9 protein-coding genes are annotated in these 19557 nt (G+C 71.2%); 5 read left to right on the forward strand and 4 right to left on the reverse strand.

What is annotated here, in order from left to right; genetic code table 11:
• The first annotated feature begins 37 nt into the window (after positions 1-37).
• The 4 genes from AC1Z4A_RS10170 (at position 38) to AC1Z4A_RS10185 (ending at position 3865) form a co-directional block, all read left to right on the forward strand.
• Entirely contained in the window at positions 38-1048 is a 1011-nt protein-coding gene (locus AC1Z4A_RS10170) for an ATP-binding cassette domain-containing protein (RefSeq protein WP_483677564.1), read from the forward strand.
• Positions 1045-1842, forward strand: coding sequence for an ABC transporter permease (locus AC1Z4A_RS10175; RefSeq protein WP_483677565.1), 798 nt, complete (start codon positions 1045-1047; stop codon positions 1840-1842). The genes AC1Z4A_RS10170 and AC1Z4A_RS10175 overlap by 4 nt, the downstream gene beginning before the upstream one ends.
• 218 nt (positions 1843-2060) lie before the next feature.
• On the forward strand, positions 2061-3191 hold the full coding sequence (locus tag AC1Z4A_RS10180; protein WP_483677566.1) for an acyltransferase family protein: 1131 nt from the start codon (positions 2061-2063) through the stop codon (positions 3189-3191).
• Positions 3192-3307: 116 nt separating this feature from the next.
• Positions 3308-3865, forward strand: coding sequence for a hypothetical protein (locus AC1Z4A_RS10185; RefSeq protein WP_483677567.1), 558 nt, complete (start codon positions 3308-3310; stop codon positions 3863-3865).
• A gap of 149 nt (positions 3866-4014) precedes the next feature.
• Here AC1Z4A_RS10185 and AC1Z4A_RS10190 read toward each other — a convergent pair whose 3' ends face one another.
• The 4 genes from AC1Z4A_RS10190 to AC1Z4A_RS10205 form a co-directional block, all read right to left on the reverse strand.
• On the reverse strand, positions 4015-13542 hold the full coding sequence (locus AC1Z4A_RS10190; RefSeq protein ID WP_483677568.1) for an amino acid adenylation domain-containing protein: 9528 nt from the start codon (positions 13540-13542) through the stop codon (positions 4015-4017).
• An 89-nt stretch (positions 13543-13631) separates the two neighbouring features.
• A complete protein-coding gene (locus tag AC1Z4A_RS10195; protein WP_483677569.1) occupies positions 13632-16439 on the reverse strand; it encodes an amino acid adenylation domain-containing protein in 2808 nt (935 codons plus the stop codon).
• A gap of 63 nt (positions 16440-16502) precedes the next feature.
• A complete protein-coding gene (locus tag AC1Z4A_RS10200) occupies positions 16503-17327 on the reverse strand; it encodes an SDR family oxidoreductase (protein WP_483677570.1) in 825 nt (274 codons plus the stop codon).
• A 14-nt stretch (positions 17328-17341) separates the two neighbouring features.
• On the reverse strand, positions 17342-18076 hold the full coding sequence (locus AC1Z4A_RS10205) for a thioesterase II family protein (RefSeq protein WP_483677571.1): 735 nt from the start codon (positions 18074-18076) through the stop codon (positions 17342-17344).
• Between the two features lie 431 nt (positions 18077-18507).
• Between AC1Z4A_RS10205 and hppD the strand changes: the two genes are divergently transcribed.
• On the forward strand, positions 18508-19545 hold the full coding sequence (gene hppD / locus AC1Z4A_RS10210) for a 4-hydroxyphenylpyruvate dioxygenase (RefSeq protein ID WP_483677572.1): 1038 nt from the start codon (positions 18508-18510) through the stop codon (positions 19543-19545).
• Positions 19546-19557: the final 12 nt, after the last annotated feature.

A 19557-nucleotide genomic window follows, 5' to 3' on the forward strand; every position in this document is an offset into this window, starting at 1 on the left:
CCCCCGCGACCAGTCACCACTTGGGGAGTGAATGGACATGGAAACAGCGGTCTCCGCGGAGGGGCTCCGCAAGAGCTACGGTGATCACGAGGTGCTGCGCGGCATCGATCTGTCCGTCTCGCCGGGCGAGGTGCTGGGGCTCCTCGGCCCGAACGGCGCCGGCAAGACGACCACCGTGCGCATCCTCGCCACCCTGCTGCAGCCCGACGCCGGCAAGGTGACCGTGGCGGGCTACGACCTGTCGCGGGACGTGAAGGAGATCCGCCGTCGCATCGGCCTGACCGGGCAGTACGCGGCCGTCGACGAGATACTCACCGGACGGGAGAACCTCCGGCTGATCGGCGTGCTCCTCGGCCTCGGGCGCCGCAAGGCGTACGAGCGTGCCGACGAGCTGCTGGAGCAGTTCGATCTGACCCATGCCGCGGACCGTCAGGCCAAGACCTACTCGGGTGGCATGCGGCGCCGGCTCGACCTCGCTGCGAGCCTGGTCTCGACCCCGTCGGTCCTGTTCCTCGACGAGCCGACCACCGGCCTGGACGTGACCAGCCGGCAGCTGCTGTGGCGCATGGTCCGCCAGCAGGTCGACAGCGGGGTCAGCGTGCTGCTGACCACGCAGTACCTCGAAGAGGCCGACCAGTTGGCCGACCGCGTCGTGGTCATCGACAAGGGCGGGATCATCGCCGAGGGCACTCCGGAGGACCTCAAGCGCAAGGTCGGGGGCGAGCACCTGGAGGCGTCCGTCGCCAAGGCGGAGGAGCTGCCCGCCCTCGTCAGCGCCCTCACCAGGGCCTCGGCGGAATCGCCGACCGTGGACGAGAAGGCCAGGCGCGCCTCGATCCCGCTGATCGGCGGGGTGGGCACCATCGCCGAGGTCACGGCCCAGCTCAAGACCGCGGGGGTGGAACCGGTGGACTTCGCCATCCGCCGCGCCTCCATGGACGACGTCTTCCTCGCCCTCACCGGCCAGACGACGTCCGGTGAGGAGACCGGCGACACGGACCAGACGCACGACGAGCGGCAGAAGCCGCACGGAGAGGAAGCGGCATGACCGACACCATCATTCACTGCCGCGCACTCATAGGCCGTCATATACGGCACCTGAAGCGCACCCCGGAACAGCTGCTGAGCTTCACGCTCATTCCGGTGGTCTTCGTCCTGGTCTTCGGCTACCTCTTCGGCAGCGCAATGAAGGTCCCGGGCGACCAGAGCTACCAGGAATACATCATGGCCGGCATCTTCGTGCAGGTCGTGCTCAGCAATCTGGGACAGACTGCGCTCGGCGTCGTGGGCGACCTCGAAAACGGCCTGATGGACCGCTTCCGTTCACTGCCGATCTCCCGGTCGGCCGTGCTCATCGGCCGTACCGTCAATGACGTGATCCTGGTGGCCTGGAGCTTCGTGCTGATGTCCGTCATCGGCCTGCTCATCGGCTGGCGGGTGCACAACGGCATCCTGTCGATGCTCGGCGGCTTCGGACTGCTGCTGCTCCTGAGCCTCGCCATTGCCTGGCTGGGCGCGCTGATGGGCCTGGTGCTCCGCGTGGCCGAGGCGGTGAACTCCGTCGTGGCGATCGCCGTGATGCCCCTGGCGTTCCTCTCCAACGCCTTCATCCCGCTGAACGGGCTGCCGGGCTGGATGCAGGCCGTGGCCGGCTGGAACCCCGTGAGCGCCGTGGTCCAGGCGTGCCGGGAACTCTTCGGGAACGCTCCGGCGGCCTCCGCGGGCGACGCCTTCCCCATGCGCCACCCGATCCCCATGGCGGTGGTGCTGACGCTGGCGCTGCTGGCCGTCGTGGTTCCGCTGGCCCTTCGCGCCTATGAGAAGGCTGCATCGCAGAAGTAGTCGCCCGCAGCCTGCTGCGGCACCCGGGCTTCCCCTCCGTTCCCGGACGGAGGGGAAGCCCATTTCTGTTTTCCGTGCGACGCAGGGGACTGGCACTTTGCTGCCAGCAAACCGGTAGGGATGGTTCGGCGCGGATACCTTGAGGCGATATCCCTCATATCGAGATTGCAGTGGTACAGCGAATGAGTGAAGTACCGGTCCGGCAGTCCAGACCTCGGATGCCGTCTCTCACCGGGATCAGATTCCCGGCGCTGCTCATGGTTTTCCTGGCGCACCTCTCCCTCATCATCCCCTTCGCCGACCCGGAGGCAGCCGAGAAGTACCACGACTACTTAGGAGGCATCGGCAAGGTCGGTTTGTCCTTCTTCTTTCTCCTGAGTGGTTTCATTCTCAGTTGGGCCTCACGCGAAAACGACTCCCCGGTGCTCTTCTGGCGCCGCAGGCTCGTCAAGCTCGTCCCGCTGCACTGGCTGACCTACGCCATCGCGATCGTGGTGTTCGCAAGCTCCACCGTCACCGTCAAGTCCGGGATCATGAACTTCCTGATGGTGCAGGCGTGGTCGTCCGACCCGGACGTCTTCGGCAGCGTCAACGCCCCGAGTTGGTCCCTCACCTGCCTCGTCTTCTTCTACTTGCTGTTCCCCCTGCTCAACCGGGGCATCGCGCGCATCGCACCGCGGTATCTGTGGTGGTGCGCCGGTGCGATCGTGGCAGTGGTGGTGGCGATACCGGTCGTGGTGCGGGCCGTGGTCGCCGCCGATCCCCGCATGGCGCCCATGGCGCCCGCCTCTTCCATCGACGCCTTCTGGATCATCGATCTGCTGCCTGCGACACGGCTGCTGGACTTCACCCTCGGCATCGTGATGGCCCGTATCGTGCGGACCGGCCGCTGGATCGGCATCCGTCCCCTGCCGCTCACCGGCCTGCTGGTCGTCGCCTATTGCGCTTCTCTGGCAGCTCCCAGGGAGTACCGACTGGTGGCCACGATGATCATTCCGTTGGCCCTGTTCGTCTCGTCCCTCGCCGCAGCGGACCTCGAGGGCCGGAGGACCCCTCTCGCCAGTCGGCCGGTCCAATGGCTGGGGGACATCTCCTATGCCTTCATCCTCATCCACTGGCCGGTGATGAACTTCTTCCTGAACACATTCGGGGAGACCCGCCTCTACTCGGTTCCGTTCGCCATCGGCGTCGGTGCGCTCGACCTGGTCGTCAGCATCGCCCTCGCCTGGCTGCTCACCATCACTGTGGAAAAACCGTTGGTGCGACTGCTGGCCAGGCCGCGACAGCGCGCGGCCGCCACCGGCGAAGACCCGTCGGCTCCTTCCCCCGCACGGGCTAGCGCCCTCTAATACCAGCGAACGACGCCCCAACTCCCGCTTTCATCCACTTGATCGACGTTCCGCCGACCGAACGCTGGGACAGTGGAAGAGAAGCGGAGCTGACACAGCGTAAGGAATCCCCCGCCATGTCCGATGTCATCGCATGCCCTCCCCCCACGCGACGGGAGGCGGCAGCCGGGTACGCCGCCTGCCTCTCCGCGTCGATCGGGTTCATCCCCATGCATCTCGCCTGGGGACTCGGATCGACGATCTGGACGCGTGAGGACAAGTTCCAGGAGTGGTACGACGGCGGTGGCGGAACCTATCTGCTCATCCTCAGCGGGCTGGCCCTGCTCGCCGCGATCTTCGCGCTGAGCCTGATCCGCCCCTGGGGCATCGTCTTCCCGAGATGGGTGCCCCTGCTGGCGGGCAAGCGCGTGCCCCGATGGCCCGTCATCGGGCTGGCGGGCTTCCTGTCCGTGTTCCTGTTCCTCTACACGCTCTGGGCGGCCTACGCGTCCTTCGTCGTGGAGACCGATCCGTCCGAGGACATCTTCGACGGATGGATCATCTACTACGGGATCCCGCAGTTCCTGATCTGGAGCATCGGCCTGATGGTGGCCTGCTGGTCCTACTACCGGCGCACCTCCCTCTCCGTGGCCCGTGTCGCAGCTCTGCGGCCCAGGAAAGCCATGAACGACTGATCGGCGAACCCCCCGTAGTTCCCTGCCGACGGTGCCAGGCCGTCGGCAGGGAACTTTTCGCTGCCCGGACCGTCGTGACGCGGCAACGAAAGAGCCGGGCCGGTGGCACTCCGCCACCGGCCCGGCTTCCGCTCAGGGCCGGATCCGGCTCAGAACCCCCACTCCTCCTGCAGCAGGTCGAGGTCGTTCTGGCTCAGATTCACCAGGGGGACGTCGGACGGAGTGAAACCGCCGGCTTCGGGCGCCTCGGAATGGGCGACCAGGGCGCGGAGCGCCGTGAACCACCCCTCGGCGAGCGTCCGGACCTCGTCCTCCCGGAACAGCTCCTGCGGCCAGGTCCACGTGGCCATCAGACGCGGGCCGTCGGGCTGGTCCTGGGTGACCGCGTTCAGCTCCAGCGCATGGCCGAGCGGCATCTCCGGGTCGCGCCCGTCCCCGAGGTCGACGTCGGAGCGTACGGCCCAGTCCGCGACCGGCTCGGCGCGGGTGCCGTCGGTCATGTCGATGCGGCCCAGGTAGTTGAAGCTGATCTGCGGCGCCGGGAGGGCGGCGAGCGTGGCGGCGGTGTCCTCGTTCAGGTACCGGAGCAGGCCGTAGCCCAGGCCGTTGTCCTGAATCGCCCGCAGCTGCTCCTTGACCTCCTTCAGCGCCCGGCCCAGCGCGGGGCCGCCGGCCCGGACCTCGGACCACTCGGAGTCGTGGATCTGCGGGTCCAGCCGCACCGGGTAGATGCTGGTGAACCAGCCGACCGTGCGCGAGATGTCGACCCCGTCCGCAATCTCCTCACGCCCGTGCCCTTCGAGGTCGAGCAGTACGGACGAACCCGCGGCCCGGTCGCGCTTCCAGTCGACGACCGCGAGCGCGAAGGCCGTGAGCAGAACGTCGTTGATGCCCGCGTGATAGATGGCCGGCAGCCGGGTCAGCAGCGGCTCGGTGTCCTCGGCGGAGAGCGTGAGCGTGAGCCTGCTCGACGCCGCGGAGTGGTCCCTCGCAGGATCCAGGGCACGGGCGCCCAGCGTGGGCTCGGGGGTTCCCAGGGCACCGGCCCACAGGGGGAGTTCGGCGATCCGCCGGGGCTCCCGGGCCTCCTTCACCAGGAACTCCGCCCAGCTCCGGAAGGAGGTGCCGACGGAGTACGGCTCCGCGTCACGTCCCTCGGCCGCCGCCCGGTACAGCTCGGGAAGCTCCGGGAGCAGGATTCGCCACGAGATGCCGTCCACGACCAGGTGATGGGCCACCAGCAGCAGTTGCCCCGGGGCCTCGGCCCCGGCGTCGAACCACACGGCCTGGAGCATCACACCCGCGCCGGGGTCCAGCCGCCGCTGGGCGGCCCGGACCTCCCGGGCGATGTCGGCACCGGCCGCATCCATCCGGCGGAAGACCTCCGCCACCGGGACGCTGCCCGGCTGCTGCACCTCGAGTTCCCAGTCGCCGTCGCCCGGCCGGATCAGCCGCGCCCGCAGGACGTCGTGCCGGTCCAGCAGGTTCTGCAGCGCCGCCGACAGGGCGTCGCCCACGCATCCCGCGGGTGTCTGCACCAGCATGGCCTGGTTGAAGCCGTCGACCGGGCCGCCCAGTTCACGCAGCCAGTGCATGACCGGGGTCAGCGGAACGGGGCCGATGCCCGCTTCCGGCGACTCCTCCACCGCTCCGCCGACCGCCCCGGCCACCTCCGCGAGCGCGGCCGGGGTCTGGTGGTCGAAGATGTCCCTCGTCCTGAGCAGGAGACCGGCCCGGTGGGCCCGGCTGACCAGCTGGATCGAGATGATGCTGTCGCCGCCCAGCTCGAAGAAGTTGTCGTCGATGCCGACGCGGTCCAGGCCCAGCAGCTCGGCGAAGAGCGAACACAGGGTTTCCTCACGTGCGTTGCGGGCGTCCCGACCGCCGACCAGGGCTGCGAAGTCGGGAGCGGGCAGGGTCTTGCGGTCCACCTTGCCGTTCGCCGTCAGCGGCAGCGCGTCCAGGGTGACGAAAGCGGCCGGGACCATGTACTCCGGCAGCATGCCCGCCAGGTGATCACGCAGCGCGTCCGTGTCCACGGTGGCGCCGAGAGGCACGACGTAGGCCACCAGACGCTTGACTCCCGGCTGGTCCTCACGCACGACGACCGTGCCGGCCGCGACGGCCTCGTGTCCGGCGAGCGCCGCCTCGATCTCGCCGGGCTCGATGCGGAAGCCGCGGATCTTGACCTGGCTGTCCGCCCGGCCGATGAACTGGATCTGCCCGTCCTCGGTCCAGCGGGCCACGTCGCCGGTGCGGTACATCCGCTCCCCGGGTGCGCCGTAGGGGTCGGCGACGAAGCGCTCGGCCGTCGGTCCGGAACGGCCCAGGTATCCCCGGGCCAGGCCGGTGCCCGCGATGTACAGCTCGCCCGGTACGCCCGCCGGCACCAGCCGCAGGGCGCTGTCGAGGAGACGGACCCGCATGGAGTCCAGCGGACGGCCGATCGGCAGCGACCTGGGCACCTCCGCATTCCGCTCGACGCGGTAGGAGGCCGCGAAAGTGGTGGTCTCGGTGGGGCCGTAGCCGTCCACCACGACCAGTCCCGGGCACGCCTCGCGGACCCTGCGGACCGCATCGGCCTGGACCACGTCGCCGCCGGTCCACACCTCGCTCAGGCCGCCCAGGCAGCCCGGGTCCTCCTCGGCGAACAGGTGGAACAGTGCCGCGGTCAGCCACACCGCAGTGACCCGGTGGCGGCCGATGACGTCACGCAGCCGTGCCGGAGAGAGGTCGCCCGGCGGTGCGACCACGACCCGGCCGCCCGCGAGCAGCGGCGCCCACACCTCGTAGGTGGACGCGTCGAATGCCTGCGGCGAGTGCACCAGCACCGCCTCGTGTCCCGTGGCGTAACGGCTGTCCCCGGCCAGCGCGACGACGGCGCCATGGGTGACCAGCACGCCCTTCGGTCGGCCGGTCGACCCGGAGGTGTACATCACATACGCGGCGGAGTCGGGCGTCAGGGCACCGCCGCGCTCGGCGTCGGAGAGGTCGGCGCCCGCCGACTCGGTCAGCTCGCGCTCCAGCCGGGGCTCGCCCCACACCAGCATCCGCTGGTCGTCCGCGAGCAGCGGCTCCAGGGCGGCGACGTTCTCCGCCGTGGTCAGCAGCAGACGCGGCCGGGCGTCCTGGAGCATGTACGCGATCCGGTCGGCCGGGTAGTCCGGGTCCACCGGGAGGTACCCGGCACCGGCCTTCAGCACGCCCAGCAGCGCGACGATCGCGTGCTCGGAGCGCGGCAGGGCCAGGGCGACCAGCTGCTCCGGGCCCACACCCTGCGCGATCAGCCGCCGCGCCAGTCGGTTGGCCCTCGCATTCAGCTCCGCGTAGGTGAGTTCGCCCTGCTCGGACACCACCGCAACCGTGTCCGGCGTGCGTGCCGCCCGGGCCTCGAACAGCGCCGGCAGCCCCTCGGGCGACGCCCGGTACTCCGCCGGGTTCCACTCCGTCAGAATGCGGTCGCGCTCACCCGGTGCCAGCACGTCCACGGATCCGACCACGCGATCCGGATCTGCGCACACGGCGGTCAGCAGCCGCTCCAGCCGCTCGGCCATGCGCTCGACCGTGGCCCGGTCGAAGAGGTCGACGGCGTATTCGATGCCGCCCTCGATGCCGGCGGGCTCCCCCTCGGCGGAGAACTGCTCACCGAGCTGGAACGACAGGTCGAACTTGGCGGTGTCGATGTCCACCGGCAGGGGTGAGGCCGAGACGGACCCCAGCTCCAGCCGGGCGGCCGGGGTGTTCTGCATCGACAGCATGACCTGGAACAGGGGGTGGCGAGCCAGGGAGCGGACGGGGTTGAGGTCGTCCACGAGGCGTTCGAAGGGGACGTCCTGGTTGGCGAAGGCCGCGAGGTCGGTCTCCTTGACGCGCTCGAGAAGCTCACGGAAGGTCGGCTGCCCGGAGACGTCGGTGCGCAGGACCAGGGTGTTGACGAAGAAGCCGACGAGGTCGTCGAGGGCTTCGTCGGTGCGGCCGGCGATCGCGCTGCCGATCGGGATGTCCTCACCCGCCCCCAGCTTGCCCAGCAGGGCCGCGACGGCGGCCTGCACGGCCATGAAGACCGTGCCGCCCGACTCCTGGGCCAGCGCGGCGAGGGAGCGGTGCAGGCCGGAGTCGAAGCGAACCGGCACGGTCTCACCGCGATAGCTCATCTTCGCGGGCCGCGGCCGGTCGGTGGGGAGAGCCAGCTCCTCGGGCAGGTCGGCCAGCGCCGAGCGCCAGTGGTTCAGCTGCCGGGTCATGGCGCTGTCCGGGTCGCCCTCGTCGCCGAGCACCTCGCGCTGCCAGAGGGTGTAGTCGGCGTACTGGACCGGCAGCGGCTCCCACTCGGGCGCCGCACCGGCGCAGCGGGCCGCGTAGGCGGTGGACAGGTCACGGGACAGCGGAGCCATCGACCAGCCGTCGCTGGCGATGTGGTGCACCACGAGCAGGAGCACCGCATCGGTGGGGCTCAGCACGAACAGCCCGGCGCGCAGGGGCGGTTCGACCGCGAGGTCGTAATCGGCGGACGCGGCCCGCGAGAGTGCCGCGTCCAGGCCGGCCTCGGCGACCCAGGTCACCGTCAGCTCCGGAGCCGCCTGCTCGGGGGCGAGGATCCGCTGACGGGGCTGCCCGTCGATGTCGGGGAAGACGGTGCGCAGGCTCTCGTGGCGGCTCACCACATCGCCCAGCGCCGCCTCGAGCGCCTCGGCGTTCACCTTGCCGGACAGGCGGAGCGACAGGCCGGTGTTGTAGTTGCCGCCCGATTCCTCGAGCCGGTTGATGAACCACAGCCGCTGCTGGGCCGGTGACAGCGGGACGTGTTCCGGTCGGTCCACGGCGGTCAGTGCCCGGCGGGCGCTCGCCGCGTCGGCGAGCCGCAGGGCCAGGCCGGCGACGGTGGGGGCCTCGAAGACCGCGCGCACCCCGATTTCCGCTCCGAAGGCGGTGCGGATGCGGCTGACGAGGCGGGTGGCCAGGAGGGAGTGGCCGCCGAGGTCGAAGAAGCCGTCGTCGATGCCGACGCGGTCGAGGCCGAGGATGTCGGCGAAGAGCGCGCACAGGGCCTCTTCGCGGGCGTCGCGAGGGGCCCGGCCGGTGATCCGGGCGCCGTAGTCGGGTGCGGGCAGGGCCTTGCGGTCCACCTTGCCGTTGGGTGTGAGCGGGAAGGAGTCCAGCGCCACGAACGCGGACGGCACCATATATCCCGGCAGAGCGCCCGCGAGGTGCTCCTGCAGCCCGGCGGTGTCCAGGCCGCCGCCGTCCTCGGCGGGGATCACATAGGCCACGATCCGCTTGTCGCCCGGCCGGTCCTCGCGGACCACGGCCAGGACCTGGCCCACCGCCGGGTGCGCGGCCGCGGCGGCCTCGATCTCGCCCAGCTCGATCCGGAAGCCCCGCACCTTCACCTGGTCGTCGACGCGGCCGATGAAGTCCAGCTGCCCGTCGGCGCGCCGCTTGACGATGTCTCCGGTGCGGTACATGCGCGCGCCCGCGCCCCCGAAGGGGCAGGCGACGAACCGCTCGGCGGTCAGGCCGGGCCGGCCCAGATAGCCACGGGCCAGGAGGTCGCCGCCGATGTACAGCTCGCCCGGGACGCCCACCGGGACGGGGCGGAGCCGGGCGTCCAGGACGTACAGCGCGGTGTTCCAGATGGGGCGCCCCATGGAGACGGCGCCCGCGGGGCTGCTGTCGCCGGGTTCGATGCGGTACTCGGCGCAGCCGACGGTGGCCTCGGTGGGGCCGTACTCGTTGATGACGGTCACGCCGGGGTGGCGTCGCCGCCACTCGTCCAGGACCTCGCCCAGCAGTGCCTCGCCGCCCAGCACGAGCTGCCCGGAGGGGGAGAACCGATCCGGCAGCGCCATGAGCAGGCCGAGGTGGGCGGGGGTGGCCTTGACGAAGGCGGGCCGCTCGACGAGCTGCCGGGCGCTGTCCTCGTCCAGCTCCGTCAGGTGGACGCAGCCCCCCGCGGTGAGGGTGCCCAGCAGGCCGGTGACGGTCAGGTCGAAGGAGACGGGAGAGTGGACCAGGGCACGGCCGGAGACGGCCGGGAAGGCGTGGCGGGTCCACGCCAGGTACAGGTTGAGCGACCGCTGCTCGATCACCACGCCCTTGGGGCGGCCGGTCGACCCCGAGGTGTAGATGACGTACACCGGGTGGGCCGGCGCGATGGGCGCCGTCCGGTCCGCGTCCGTCAGGTCCGCACCGGGCAGGGCCGCGACCGCCTCCCGCGTGGCCGGGTCGTCGACGACCACCGCGGACGTCGCGTCCCCGGGCAGCACCGACACCGTGCCGGCGTCGGCGAGCACGCAGACGGGCCGGGTGTTCTCGAAGATGTACGCGATGCGGTCGGCGGGGTATCCCGGGTCGACCGGGACGTAGGCCGCACCCGTCTTGGCCACCGCGAGCAGGGCGACCGGCAGGTCCACGGACCGGGAGAGGACCACTCCCACATAGCTTTCCGGGCCGATGCCGCGGGTGAGCAGCAGCCGTGCCAGGCGGTTCGCCCGCTCGTTCAGCTCCGCGTACGACAGACGGGCGTCGCCGCAGACCACGGCCTCGGCGTCGGGCGTCTCCGCGGCCCGGGCCTCGAACAGTTCCGGCAGCGTCGCCGCGGGCACCTCGTACGGCCTGTCGTTCCAGGTGACGAGGACGCGCTCCCGCTCCTCGGCCGACAACAGCTCCAGATCGCCGATCGTCGCGTCCGGATCGTCCGCGACCGCCTCCAGCAGCCGCGCCAGACCGTCGGCCAGCCGCTGCGCCGACTCCTCGTCGAACAGGTCCCGGGAGAACTGCAGGGAGCCCGTGACACCGCCGGCGGAGCCGTCCGGCGCGTTGTGCTCGACCAGCCCGAAGAACAGGTCGAACCGGGAGCTGCCGGTGTCCATCAGCTCCGACTCCGCGATCATCCCCACGAGGTCGAGCTGCTCGCCGGCATCCACCTGGACGTCGAGCGCCGTCTGGAACAGCGGGTGACGGGCCAGGGAGCGGACGGGGTTGAGGGCCTCCACGAGGCGTTCGAAGGCCAGGTCCTGGTGGGCGTAGGCCGCCAGGTCGGTCTCCCGGACCCGGCCCAGCAGCTCCCGGAACGTCGGGTCGCCGGAGGTGTCCGTGCGCAGCACCAGGGTGTTGACGAAAAAGCCGACCAGGTCGTCCAGCGCCGCATCCGTACGGCCCGCGATCAGCGAGCCGAGCGGAACGTCCGTGCCGGCGCCGTAGCGGGTGAGCAGGGCCGCCACACCGGCCTGCGCCAGCATGAACATGCTGGCGCGGCTCTCGACCGCGAGGGCCCGGAGCTTCTCGTGCGCCCCGGGGGACAGCCGGAAGGGGACCCGTCCGCCCTCGTACGTCGCCACCGCGGGCCGCTGGCGGTCGGTGGGCAGGGGGATCTCCTCGGGGAGGCCGTCGAGCGCCTCCCGCCAGTAGCGCAACTGCCGGGCCAGCTCGCTGTCCACGGCGTCGGCGTCGCCCAGAAGGTCGCGCTGCCACAGCACGTAGTCGGCGTACTGCACCGGCAGCGGCTCCCACTCGGGCGCCTCGCCCGCGCAGCGCGCGGCGTACGCGGCCGACAGGTCGCGGGTGAACGGGGTGACCGACCAGCCGTCGCATGCGATGTGGTGCACCACAAGCTGCAGGACGTGCTCGTCCGCCGACAGGGTGAGCAGCCGGGCCCGCACCGGGATCTCGGTGCCCAGGTCGAAGCCCCGGCGGGCGAAGCCGGTGAGTTCGGCCTCCAGGGTGCCGGCGGTGACCGTCAGCACCGGCAGCGCGACGGCCGCGGCCGAGGGGCTGAGGACCAGCTGGACCGCCTCCCCGCCGAACTCGGGGTACACCGTGCGCAGGCTCTCGTGCCGGGACACGACGTCGTTGAGGGCCGCGTGGAGGGCGGCGGTGTCCGGGCGGCCGTGCAGGCGGATGGAGACGGCCTCGTTGTAGACCGCGTCCTGGCTGCCGAGGGTGTTGAGGAACCACAGCCGGTTCTGGGCCGGGGAGAGGGGGATGCGCTCCGGGCGGTCGGCGGGCTTCAGCGGCTGCCTGGCGCCGTGGGCGCTGCTCAGCTGCTCGGCCAGGCCGGCCACGGTCGGGTTCTCGAAGACGCGGCGCAGCGACAGCTCGGCCTTGAAGATCGCGCGAATCCGGCTGACCAGCTTGGTGATCTGCAGGGACCGCCCGCCCAGCAGGAAGAAGTTGTCGTCGACGCCGACCCGGTCGACGTCGAGGATCTCGGCCGCGACGCCGCAGAGGACGTCCTCCTGCACCGTGCGCGCACGGGCTTCGCCGGCCGGGGCGGTCGGCTCCTCCGCCGGAGTCTCCGCGGCGGCAGCGGCGCTGTCGAGGGCGGCGACGGCCCGGGCCCGGGCGTCCCGCGCCGGCCGGGCGACGGCGAGGTCCTCGACGGCCCGGTCCGGGCCCGCTGCCGCGAGTTCCCGGAGGAATTCCGCGAACCCGTCCTGGTAGGCGGCGAGGTCGTCCTCGTCGTAGAGGTCGGCGTTGGCGTCGCAGTCGATCTGCAGACCTGCCGCGGTGGTCCGGTCGTAGATGAGGAAGGACAGGTCGTCGGTCGGCCCGGTGGCCAGCGTGTGCGGGCGGGAGGGGTGCTCGCCGAACGAGAGCTTGTGGTCGAAGAGCATCAGGTTGACGTGCGGGCCGACCAGTCTGCGCTCGTCGGCGAGCATGCCGAGGTCCTGGCGGATGTCCTCGTACGGGTAGCGCTGGTGCCTTGTGGCGCCGCGCAGTTCAGCCGACACCTGGGCCATGAGGTCCGCGACCGTCGTGCCGGGGCCGAAGGCGATCCGCAGGGGCAGGACGTTGGAGACCATGGAGGGCGTCCTGAGGGGGATGCGGCCCAGCCGGTTGGAGACCGGCAGGCCCAGGACCACCTCCCGCTCGCCGGTCAGCCGCTGCAGGTAGGCCGCGACCGCCGCGAACAGCACCGGCGGCCAGGAGACGCCCGCGGCACGGCCCAGGTCCCGCAGGGCGGCGGTGTCCTGCTCGTCCGTGTGCGTCGTGCGGTGGATGAGGCGCTGGACCGCCGCGTCCGGCCGCCCGGCCAGGCCGGCGGGCTCCGGGGCGCCCGCCATGTGGTCCGTCCAGTACCGGCGGTCCGTCGCGCACCGCTCGGACTCCCGGTAGGCCGCGTGCTCGTCGAGCAGCTCGCGCAGGGGGCCGAAGGGGTTCTCGCCGACGGGCTGTCCGGCTGCCAGCGCCGTGTAGATCTGCGGGACGCGCTGGGCGATCAGTACGACGGTGTAGCCGTCCGCCAGCAGGTGGTGGTAGCGGTAGAACCAGAAGTGGCGGTCCTCGGCGACCTTGAGCAGGGCGAAGAGGAACAGCCGATCGCGCAGCGGGTCGACCGGCTGCTCCAGCTGCCCGGCCATCCAGGCGCGGGCGGCCGCCCGGGGATCGGCCTCGGCGCTGAAGTCCAGGTGCTCCGGCGACCAGTCGAAGTCCGCTGCGGGCACCACCCGCTGGACGGGCTCGCCGTCGACCTGGTCGAAGCGGACGCGCAGCGTATCCGCTTCGTCGACCACCCGGTGCAGGGCCTGCTCGAGCAGCTCCACGTCCACGGGACCTTCGATGTCCAGGTACTCACCCAGATGGAAGATCGTGTTCTGCGGGTTCAGCTGCTGTGAGTACCAGACGCCTGCCTGGGCGGCGGTCAACGGCAGTGAGCTGTCCTTGAGTTCGGACACGACTAGTTACCTCCAGCGGAGTCGATGTCCCGGGTCGTCGCCCCGGCGTGCCAATGCGGTCGTTCCGGCGATGCGTGCCGGGCCGGTGTTCAGCTCTTCGCGCCGCTGACAACCTGAATGAACTGCGCCGCCACGGAGTTGCGGTAGAAGTCCTGGGTGGAGACCCGGGGCAGTCCGCGGTCCCGCATCTCCCGCAGGAGCCGGATCACCAGCAGGGAGTTGCCGCCGAGTTCGAAGAAGTTGTCACCCATGCCCACCTCGGTGTTGAGCACCTGGCTCCACAGGGCGAGGATCTCGGCCGCGACCGGGTCGGAATGGCCCGCGTCCGGCTGCCCCGCCGGTGCGGGCGCGGGAGCGGAGGCCGTCTCCCGGCTCGCCGGCTCCGGCAGTGCCGCGGTGTCCACCTTGCCGTTGATGGTCAGCGGGATGGACTCCACCGCCGTGACGGTCGACGGCATCATGTAGTCCGGCAGCACGCCACCGGCGTGGGCGAGCACGTCCGTGGTGGGGACTCCGGTGCCGTTGATCACGACGTATGCGTCGATCCGGGCCGTCGCGGCATCCCCCGGCGTCTCGTACCGGAGCACGACGGCCGCGCCGGTCACCGCCGGGTGGCTCAGCAGCACGTTGCGGATCTCGTCCAGCTCGATGCGGTGTCCCCGCACCTTGACCTGGCTGTCCAGCCTGCCCAGGTGGTCGAGGCGGCCGTCGGGGCGCAGCCGGCCGCGGTCGCCGCTGCGGTAGACGCGGCCGTGCCCGTAGGGGTCGTCGATGAAGCGCTGAGCGGTCAGCTCGGGCTGGTTCAGGTAGCCCAGGGCGACTCCGGCGCCTCCGACGTAGATCTCGCCCGGCGCTCCCGGCGGCAGGATCCGGCCCTGCGGGTCGCGGACCGACAGGGACCAGCCCGGCATGGCGCGGCCGACGGAGCGGGTCCGGGCGACGACGTCCGCGGGCGTCACCGTCTGCTCGGTGACGTGCACGGTGGTCTCGGTGATGCCGAACATGTTGGACAGCCGGCAGCGGGTATGGGAGTGGCGTGCGAACCACGGCGTCAGCATCCCGACGTCCAGCGGTTCGCCGCCGAAGACGACGAGCCGCAGCGAGAGTTCGCCGTTCATCCGGCTGTCGGCCTCGATGAGCTGGGCGAACGCCGACGGGGTCTGGTTGAGGACGGTCACCTTCCGCTCGACGAGCAGGTCGTAGAAGAGGTCGGTGTCACGCGTCACCCAGTAGGGCACGACCACGAGTTCGCCGCCGGTGAGCAGGCAGCCCCAGATCTCCCAGACGGAGAAGTCGAAGGCGCCGGAGTGGAAGAACGTCCACACGTCGCCGTTGCCCAGCGAGAAGTCCTCGCGCGTGCCGGCGATCAGTGCGGCGACGTTGCGGTGCGGGACCACCACGCCCTTGGGGCGGCCGGTGGAACCCGAGGTGTAGATGACGTACGCGGCGGACGCACCGTCCTCGGGCGCCGGGACCGGGCCGTCCGGCTGCTGCTCCGCGAGTCCGGCCAGCTCCGCGGGGGCCACCACCCGCACGCCGTCGATGCGCGGGAAGGAATCGGCGGCGAGGACGATGCCCATCCCCGCGTTGTCCACCGTGTAGCGCAGCCGCTCCTCGGGGTACTTGAGGTCCATGGGCACGTAGACGCAGCCGGCCTTCAGTACGCCCAGGAGGGTCGTGACGAGTTCCGCCGTGCGGTCCAGGGCCACGCCGATCAGGTCCCCGGGCCGGGCTCCGAGCGCCCGCAGCCCCCTCGCCAGCCGGTCCGCGCGCTCGTCGAGCCGGGCATAGCTGAGCCTGGTGTCGCCGTCCACGACGGCGGTGGCGTCCGGCTGCCTGCGGGCAACGTCCGCGAACAGGCCGTGGATGGTGCGGTCCGTGGTGCGGGCATCGGCGACGGATCGGCTGACCCCGCGGTCGACGACGGCCAGGGCCTCGGCGCGGGTCATGAGGTCGACGCCCGCGAGCGTGCCGCTCGCTCCGGCCGTGAACTGGTCGGCGGTGTGGGCGACATGTGCGGCGAAGTTGCGGGCGATCTCCGGTGCGACCTCGCCCTCGTCGTAGGCGAGCGTCCCGGTCACGGAGCCGTCCGCGGCCCGGCGCCAGTAAACGACCACGGGGAGGGCGGGCGCGAGGAACGGCAGGTAGTCGGTGCCCGGCCGGTGGTCGCCGAGGAGGACGCCCACGGACGGCACGGGCCCGGGGTTCGCGGCCTCGTCGCCGTCCTGCCCCTCCCAGGCCGCCAGGTACGGGTCGACCGCCTGCTGCTCGTCCAGGGGCACGGACCGGACGAGAACCCGGTCGTCGGTGCTCTCCGCGCCGAACACCGCCACGGCGGTGTCCTCCCCCGCGGTGTACCGCGCGAGCACGAGTCCCACGGCCGCGACGAGCGTTGCGTCGGACGGCTCCGTCTCCTTGAGTTCCACCGGCACCGTTCCGGTCCGGCCGGCCCGGGAAAGGGCACCGAGGCCCCACTCCGCCACGGGGCGCGCACCGGTGACCGCCGGGCGCGCGGCAGCGGTGAACCGCGGCTCGGGCCCGGTTCCCTCCAGCAGGAAGGCGGCCAGCTCCCGCAGCCCCTGCTCGCCCACGGCGGCGCGGCGGGCCACCAGCACCAGATCGGCCTGCCCGTCGGTGTACTCCAGCAGCACGGCGCGGACCGGCGGGCCGGAAGGCGACAGCGGCCTCTCCGCCTCCGTCCGCAGTCGCGCACGGGCGTCCGGCGCGTCGGATTCGGCCGGCACGGGCTCGCGCCAGAGGTGGAGGCCGTCCGGCGTCCTCTCGTTGACCGGCCCGCCGACCCTGACGGTCAGGCTGTGGCAGGACCTGGCCTGGGCTGCCGGCAGTCGGCCCGGGCCGACTGGGACGGCCACGCGGTAGCGGACAGCTGTCGCCATTTGCTGACTCCTGCAGAGCGAAGGTGATCGATAGCGGGAAGGACGGGACGGGGTGGGTGCCGCTCAGCGAGCGGTGAAGCCGCCGTCGACCGTGAGGGTGGTGCCGGTCACCTGGCGGGAGTCGTCCCCTGCCAGCCACACGGCCGCGCCCGCGATGTCGTCGGGCTCGATGAGCGCGTTCGTCGGCTGCGCCTGGACGAAGATCTGCTCGTGCTCCTCGACCGACACCTCGAGGGACCGGGCGATCTCGGCGAGCATGCGCCCCTCGACCAGCAGGTCGTCCCGGACGGACCCGGGGCACAGCGCGTTGACCCGCACCCGGTGCGGGGCGTAGTCCAGCGCCGCCGCCTTGGTGAGGCCGATCAGGCCGTGCTTGGCCGCCACGTAACCGGCGAAGTTCCGGTAGCCGACGAGCCCGGCGGTCGAGGCGACGTTGATGACGCTGCCCTCGTTCCGGGCGACCATCGAAGGGACGACGGCCTTGGTCATGCGCCAGGCCCCCGAGAGATCGGTGTCGATCATCAGGTCCCACTCGTCCTCGGTGACCTCGTGGACCGCCTTGCCCGAAGGGGCCGCGATCCCTGCACCGTTGACGAGCACCTGGACCGAGCCGAAGCGGTCGAGCGCCCGGGCGACCGCCGCCTCGCACTCGTCGCGGCTCCGGACGTCGGCGATCGCCGTGACGACGCTGACGCCGTGCTTGCGGCAGAGGTCGGCGGTGTGTTCGAGCTGACCGGCCGAGCCCAGCGGATAGGGCACGCCGTCGAGGTCCTGCCCGATGTCCAGCAGGACCAGGTCGGCGCCCTCGCGGGCGAAGCGCGTGGCGCAGGCGCGCCCGAGGCCGCGTGCCGCGCCGGTGATGATGGCCGTCTTTCCGCTCAGCAGCATCTGACGCCCCGCTCTCAGCCCAGCGTCCGGATGACGGCTTCCAGCACCGGCCGCGGGTCGTCGGCCAGGTACATGTGCTCGCCCGGGATCTCCAGCAGCTCGAAGCCCGCCGCGGTCGCCGCGCGCCACTGCTCGGCCTCCGCACGGGAGACCAGCTCGTCGTCGCTGCCGCGCAGCGAGGTGACGGGAACCCGCAGCGGGCGGTCGGAGACGGGCTTGTAGTTCTCGTGCATCTCGACATCGGCGCGCAGGAGCGGAAGGAGCAGCTCGCGCATGTCCGGGTCTTCCAGCGCCTCGTGCTTGTACCCGGCGAACGCCTCGACCTGGGCGAGGAACTCGGTGTCGTCGAGGCCGGTGGCCCGCTCGTCGCGGCCGCTCCACGGGCCGGGGGAGCCGCTGACGAACAGATGGCCGGGACGGGGCCCGTCCGACTCGTCGAGGTTCCGGGCGATCTCGTAGGCGAGCACGGCGCCGAGGCTGTGCCCGAACAGCGCGAACCGACGGTAGCCACGGGCCAGTTCGGCGACCTTCGCAGCGAGCTGCTCACCGGCCTGCACCGCGTCGCGGAACGGCTCGTCGATGAAGAGTTCCTCCCGCCCCGGCAGCTGGACCGGAACGACGACCGGGCTCCCCTCCGGCAGGTCCTTCCACGCCCGGTAGAACCCGGCACCGCCGCCGGCGAACGGCAGGCATATCAAAGCGCATTCCGCGCCGACCTCGATGTCGTCATCAAAGGGATTGGTCGCCATCGTCAATGTCATCCTTTTCCGACGAAAAGTACGTGGTCTACGGGTCGGCCGGAGCCCGGCCTGTACCATCCTGCGGTCGCCCGGATTTCCTCGGCAATCCGGACTGCAGCAAGCTGCCAGCAGCCGCTCGCCTCGCCGCACGCCTCAATGGCAGGTTGTTGCAGGGCGACTTGAGGCGAATGCCCGTCCTCCCCCATGGTGACGAGGATGCCGCTAGCCCTGCCCGCCCACCGGTCGTCGGGCGCCGATCCCCGATACCGCACCACGAATTCTTCGGCATACCAAGACCGCCTCAGAAATGCGCCCCTGGGCAGACGTCAGCCTCTCGACGAGATGTCAGCAAGCGGCCAACAACAGTGGATCCGGTGCATTACGGACTGCTGGCCGGGTTGAATTCAATCGGCCACCCAAAACGCTGGACAGGGAGCATCATGACCGCGCACGACGTCGAATACATAGAGATTTATACCGGCGACAAGAAGACCACGGTGGACTACTTCGTGTCGTCGTTCGGGTTCGCCGAGGCGGCCCGTACGGCGGACGAGGGCGGCGCCAAGGACTCGGTGCTTCTGCAGCAGGACGGCGTACGGCTCATGGTCACCTCGGGGCCGGCCACCGAGGACTTCCTCGCCGCGCACGGCGAGGGGGTCGCGGACATCGCCTTCGCCTGCGACGACGCCGCGGCGGTCAGGGACAGTGCGGTTGCGGCCGGGGCCCGGCTCCTGGACTCCGGCGCCCCGGAGGCTCCGGCCGTGTCGGGGTTCGGCGGGGTCCGCCACACTCTCGTCCAGCGCCCGGCCGGCAGCGCCCGGAAGCTCCCCGGCGACCGTTCGTGGACCGTGTCCGAGACGCCCGTGAGCGTCGGCGACGCCACCCCCGCCCTCCGCAAGCTCGACCACATCGCGGTGTGCCTCGAGGCCGGCACGCTCCACGACGTCGTCCGCTTCTACATCGACGGCTTCGGCTTCAACCAGTACTACAGCGAGTACGTTGCCGTGGGGGAACAGGCGATGGACTCGATCGTCGTCCGCAGCCCCTCGGACGGGATCACCTTCACCATCATCGAGCCGGACACCACGAAGAAGCCGGGCCAGATCGACGAGTTCCTGTCGCGCAACGGCGGCGCGGGCGTGCAGCACCTGGCCTTCCTCGTCGACGAGATCGTGCCGTCGGTGCTGGAGTTCGAGCACCGGGGCATCGAGTTCCTGCAGACGCCCAGCACGTACTACGACGCCCTCGCCCAGCGCATACCGGGCCTTTCCTCCCAGATCGCCGAGCTGCGCAAGGCCAACGTGCTCGCGGACCTGGACGAGTGGGGACACCTGCTCCAGCTGTTCACCCGGTCCCCCTTCGAGCGCCGTACGCTGTTCTTCGAGCTCATCCAGCGCCGCGGCGCCCAGGGCTTCGGCAGCGCCAACATCCGCGCCCTGTATGAGGCCGTGGAGCGTGCCCGGGCGGCCAACTCGTGACCACCACCGGCA

It is taken from the genome of Streptomyces sp. 17_S59, assembly GCF_056930295.1.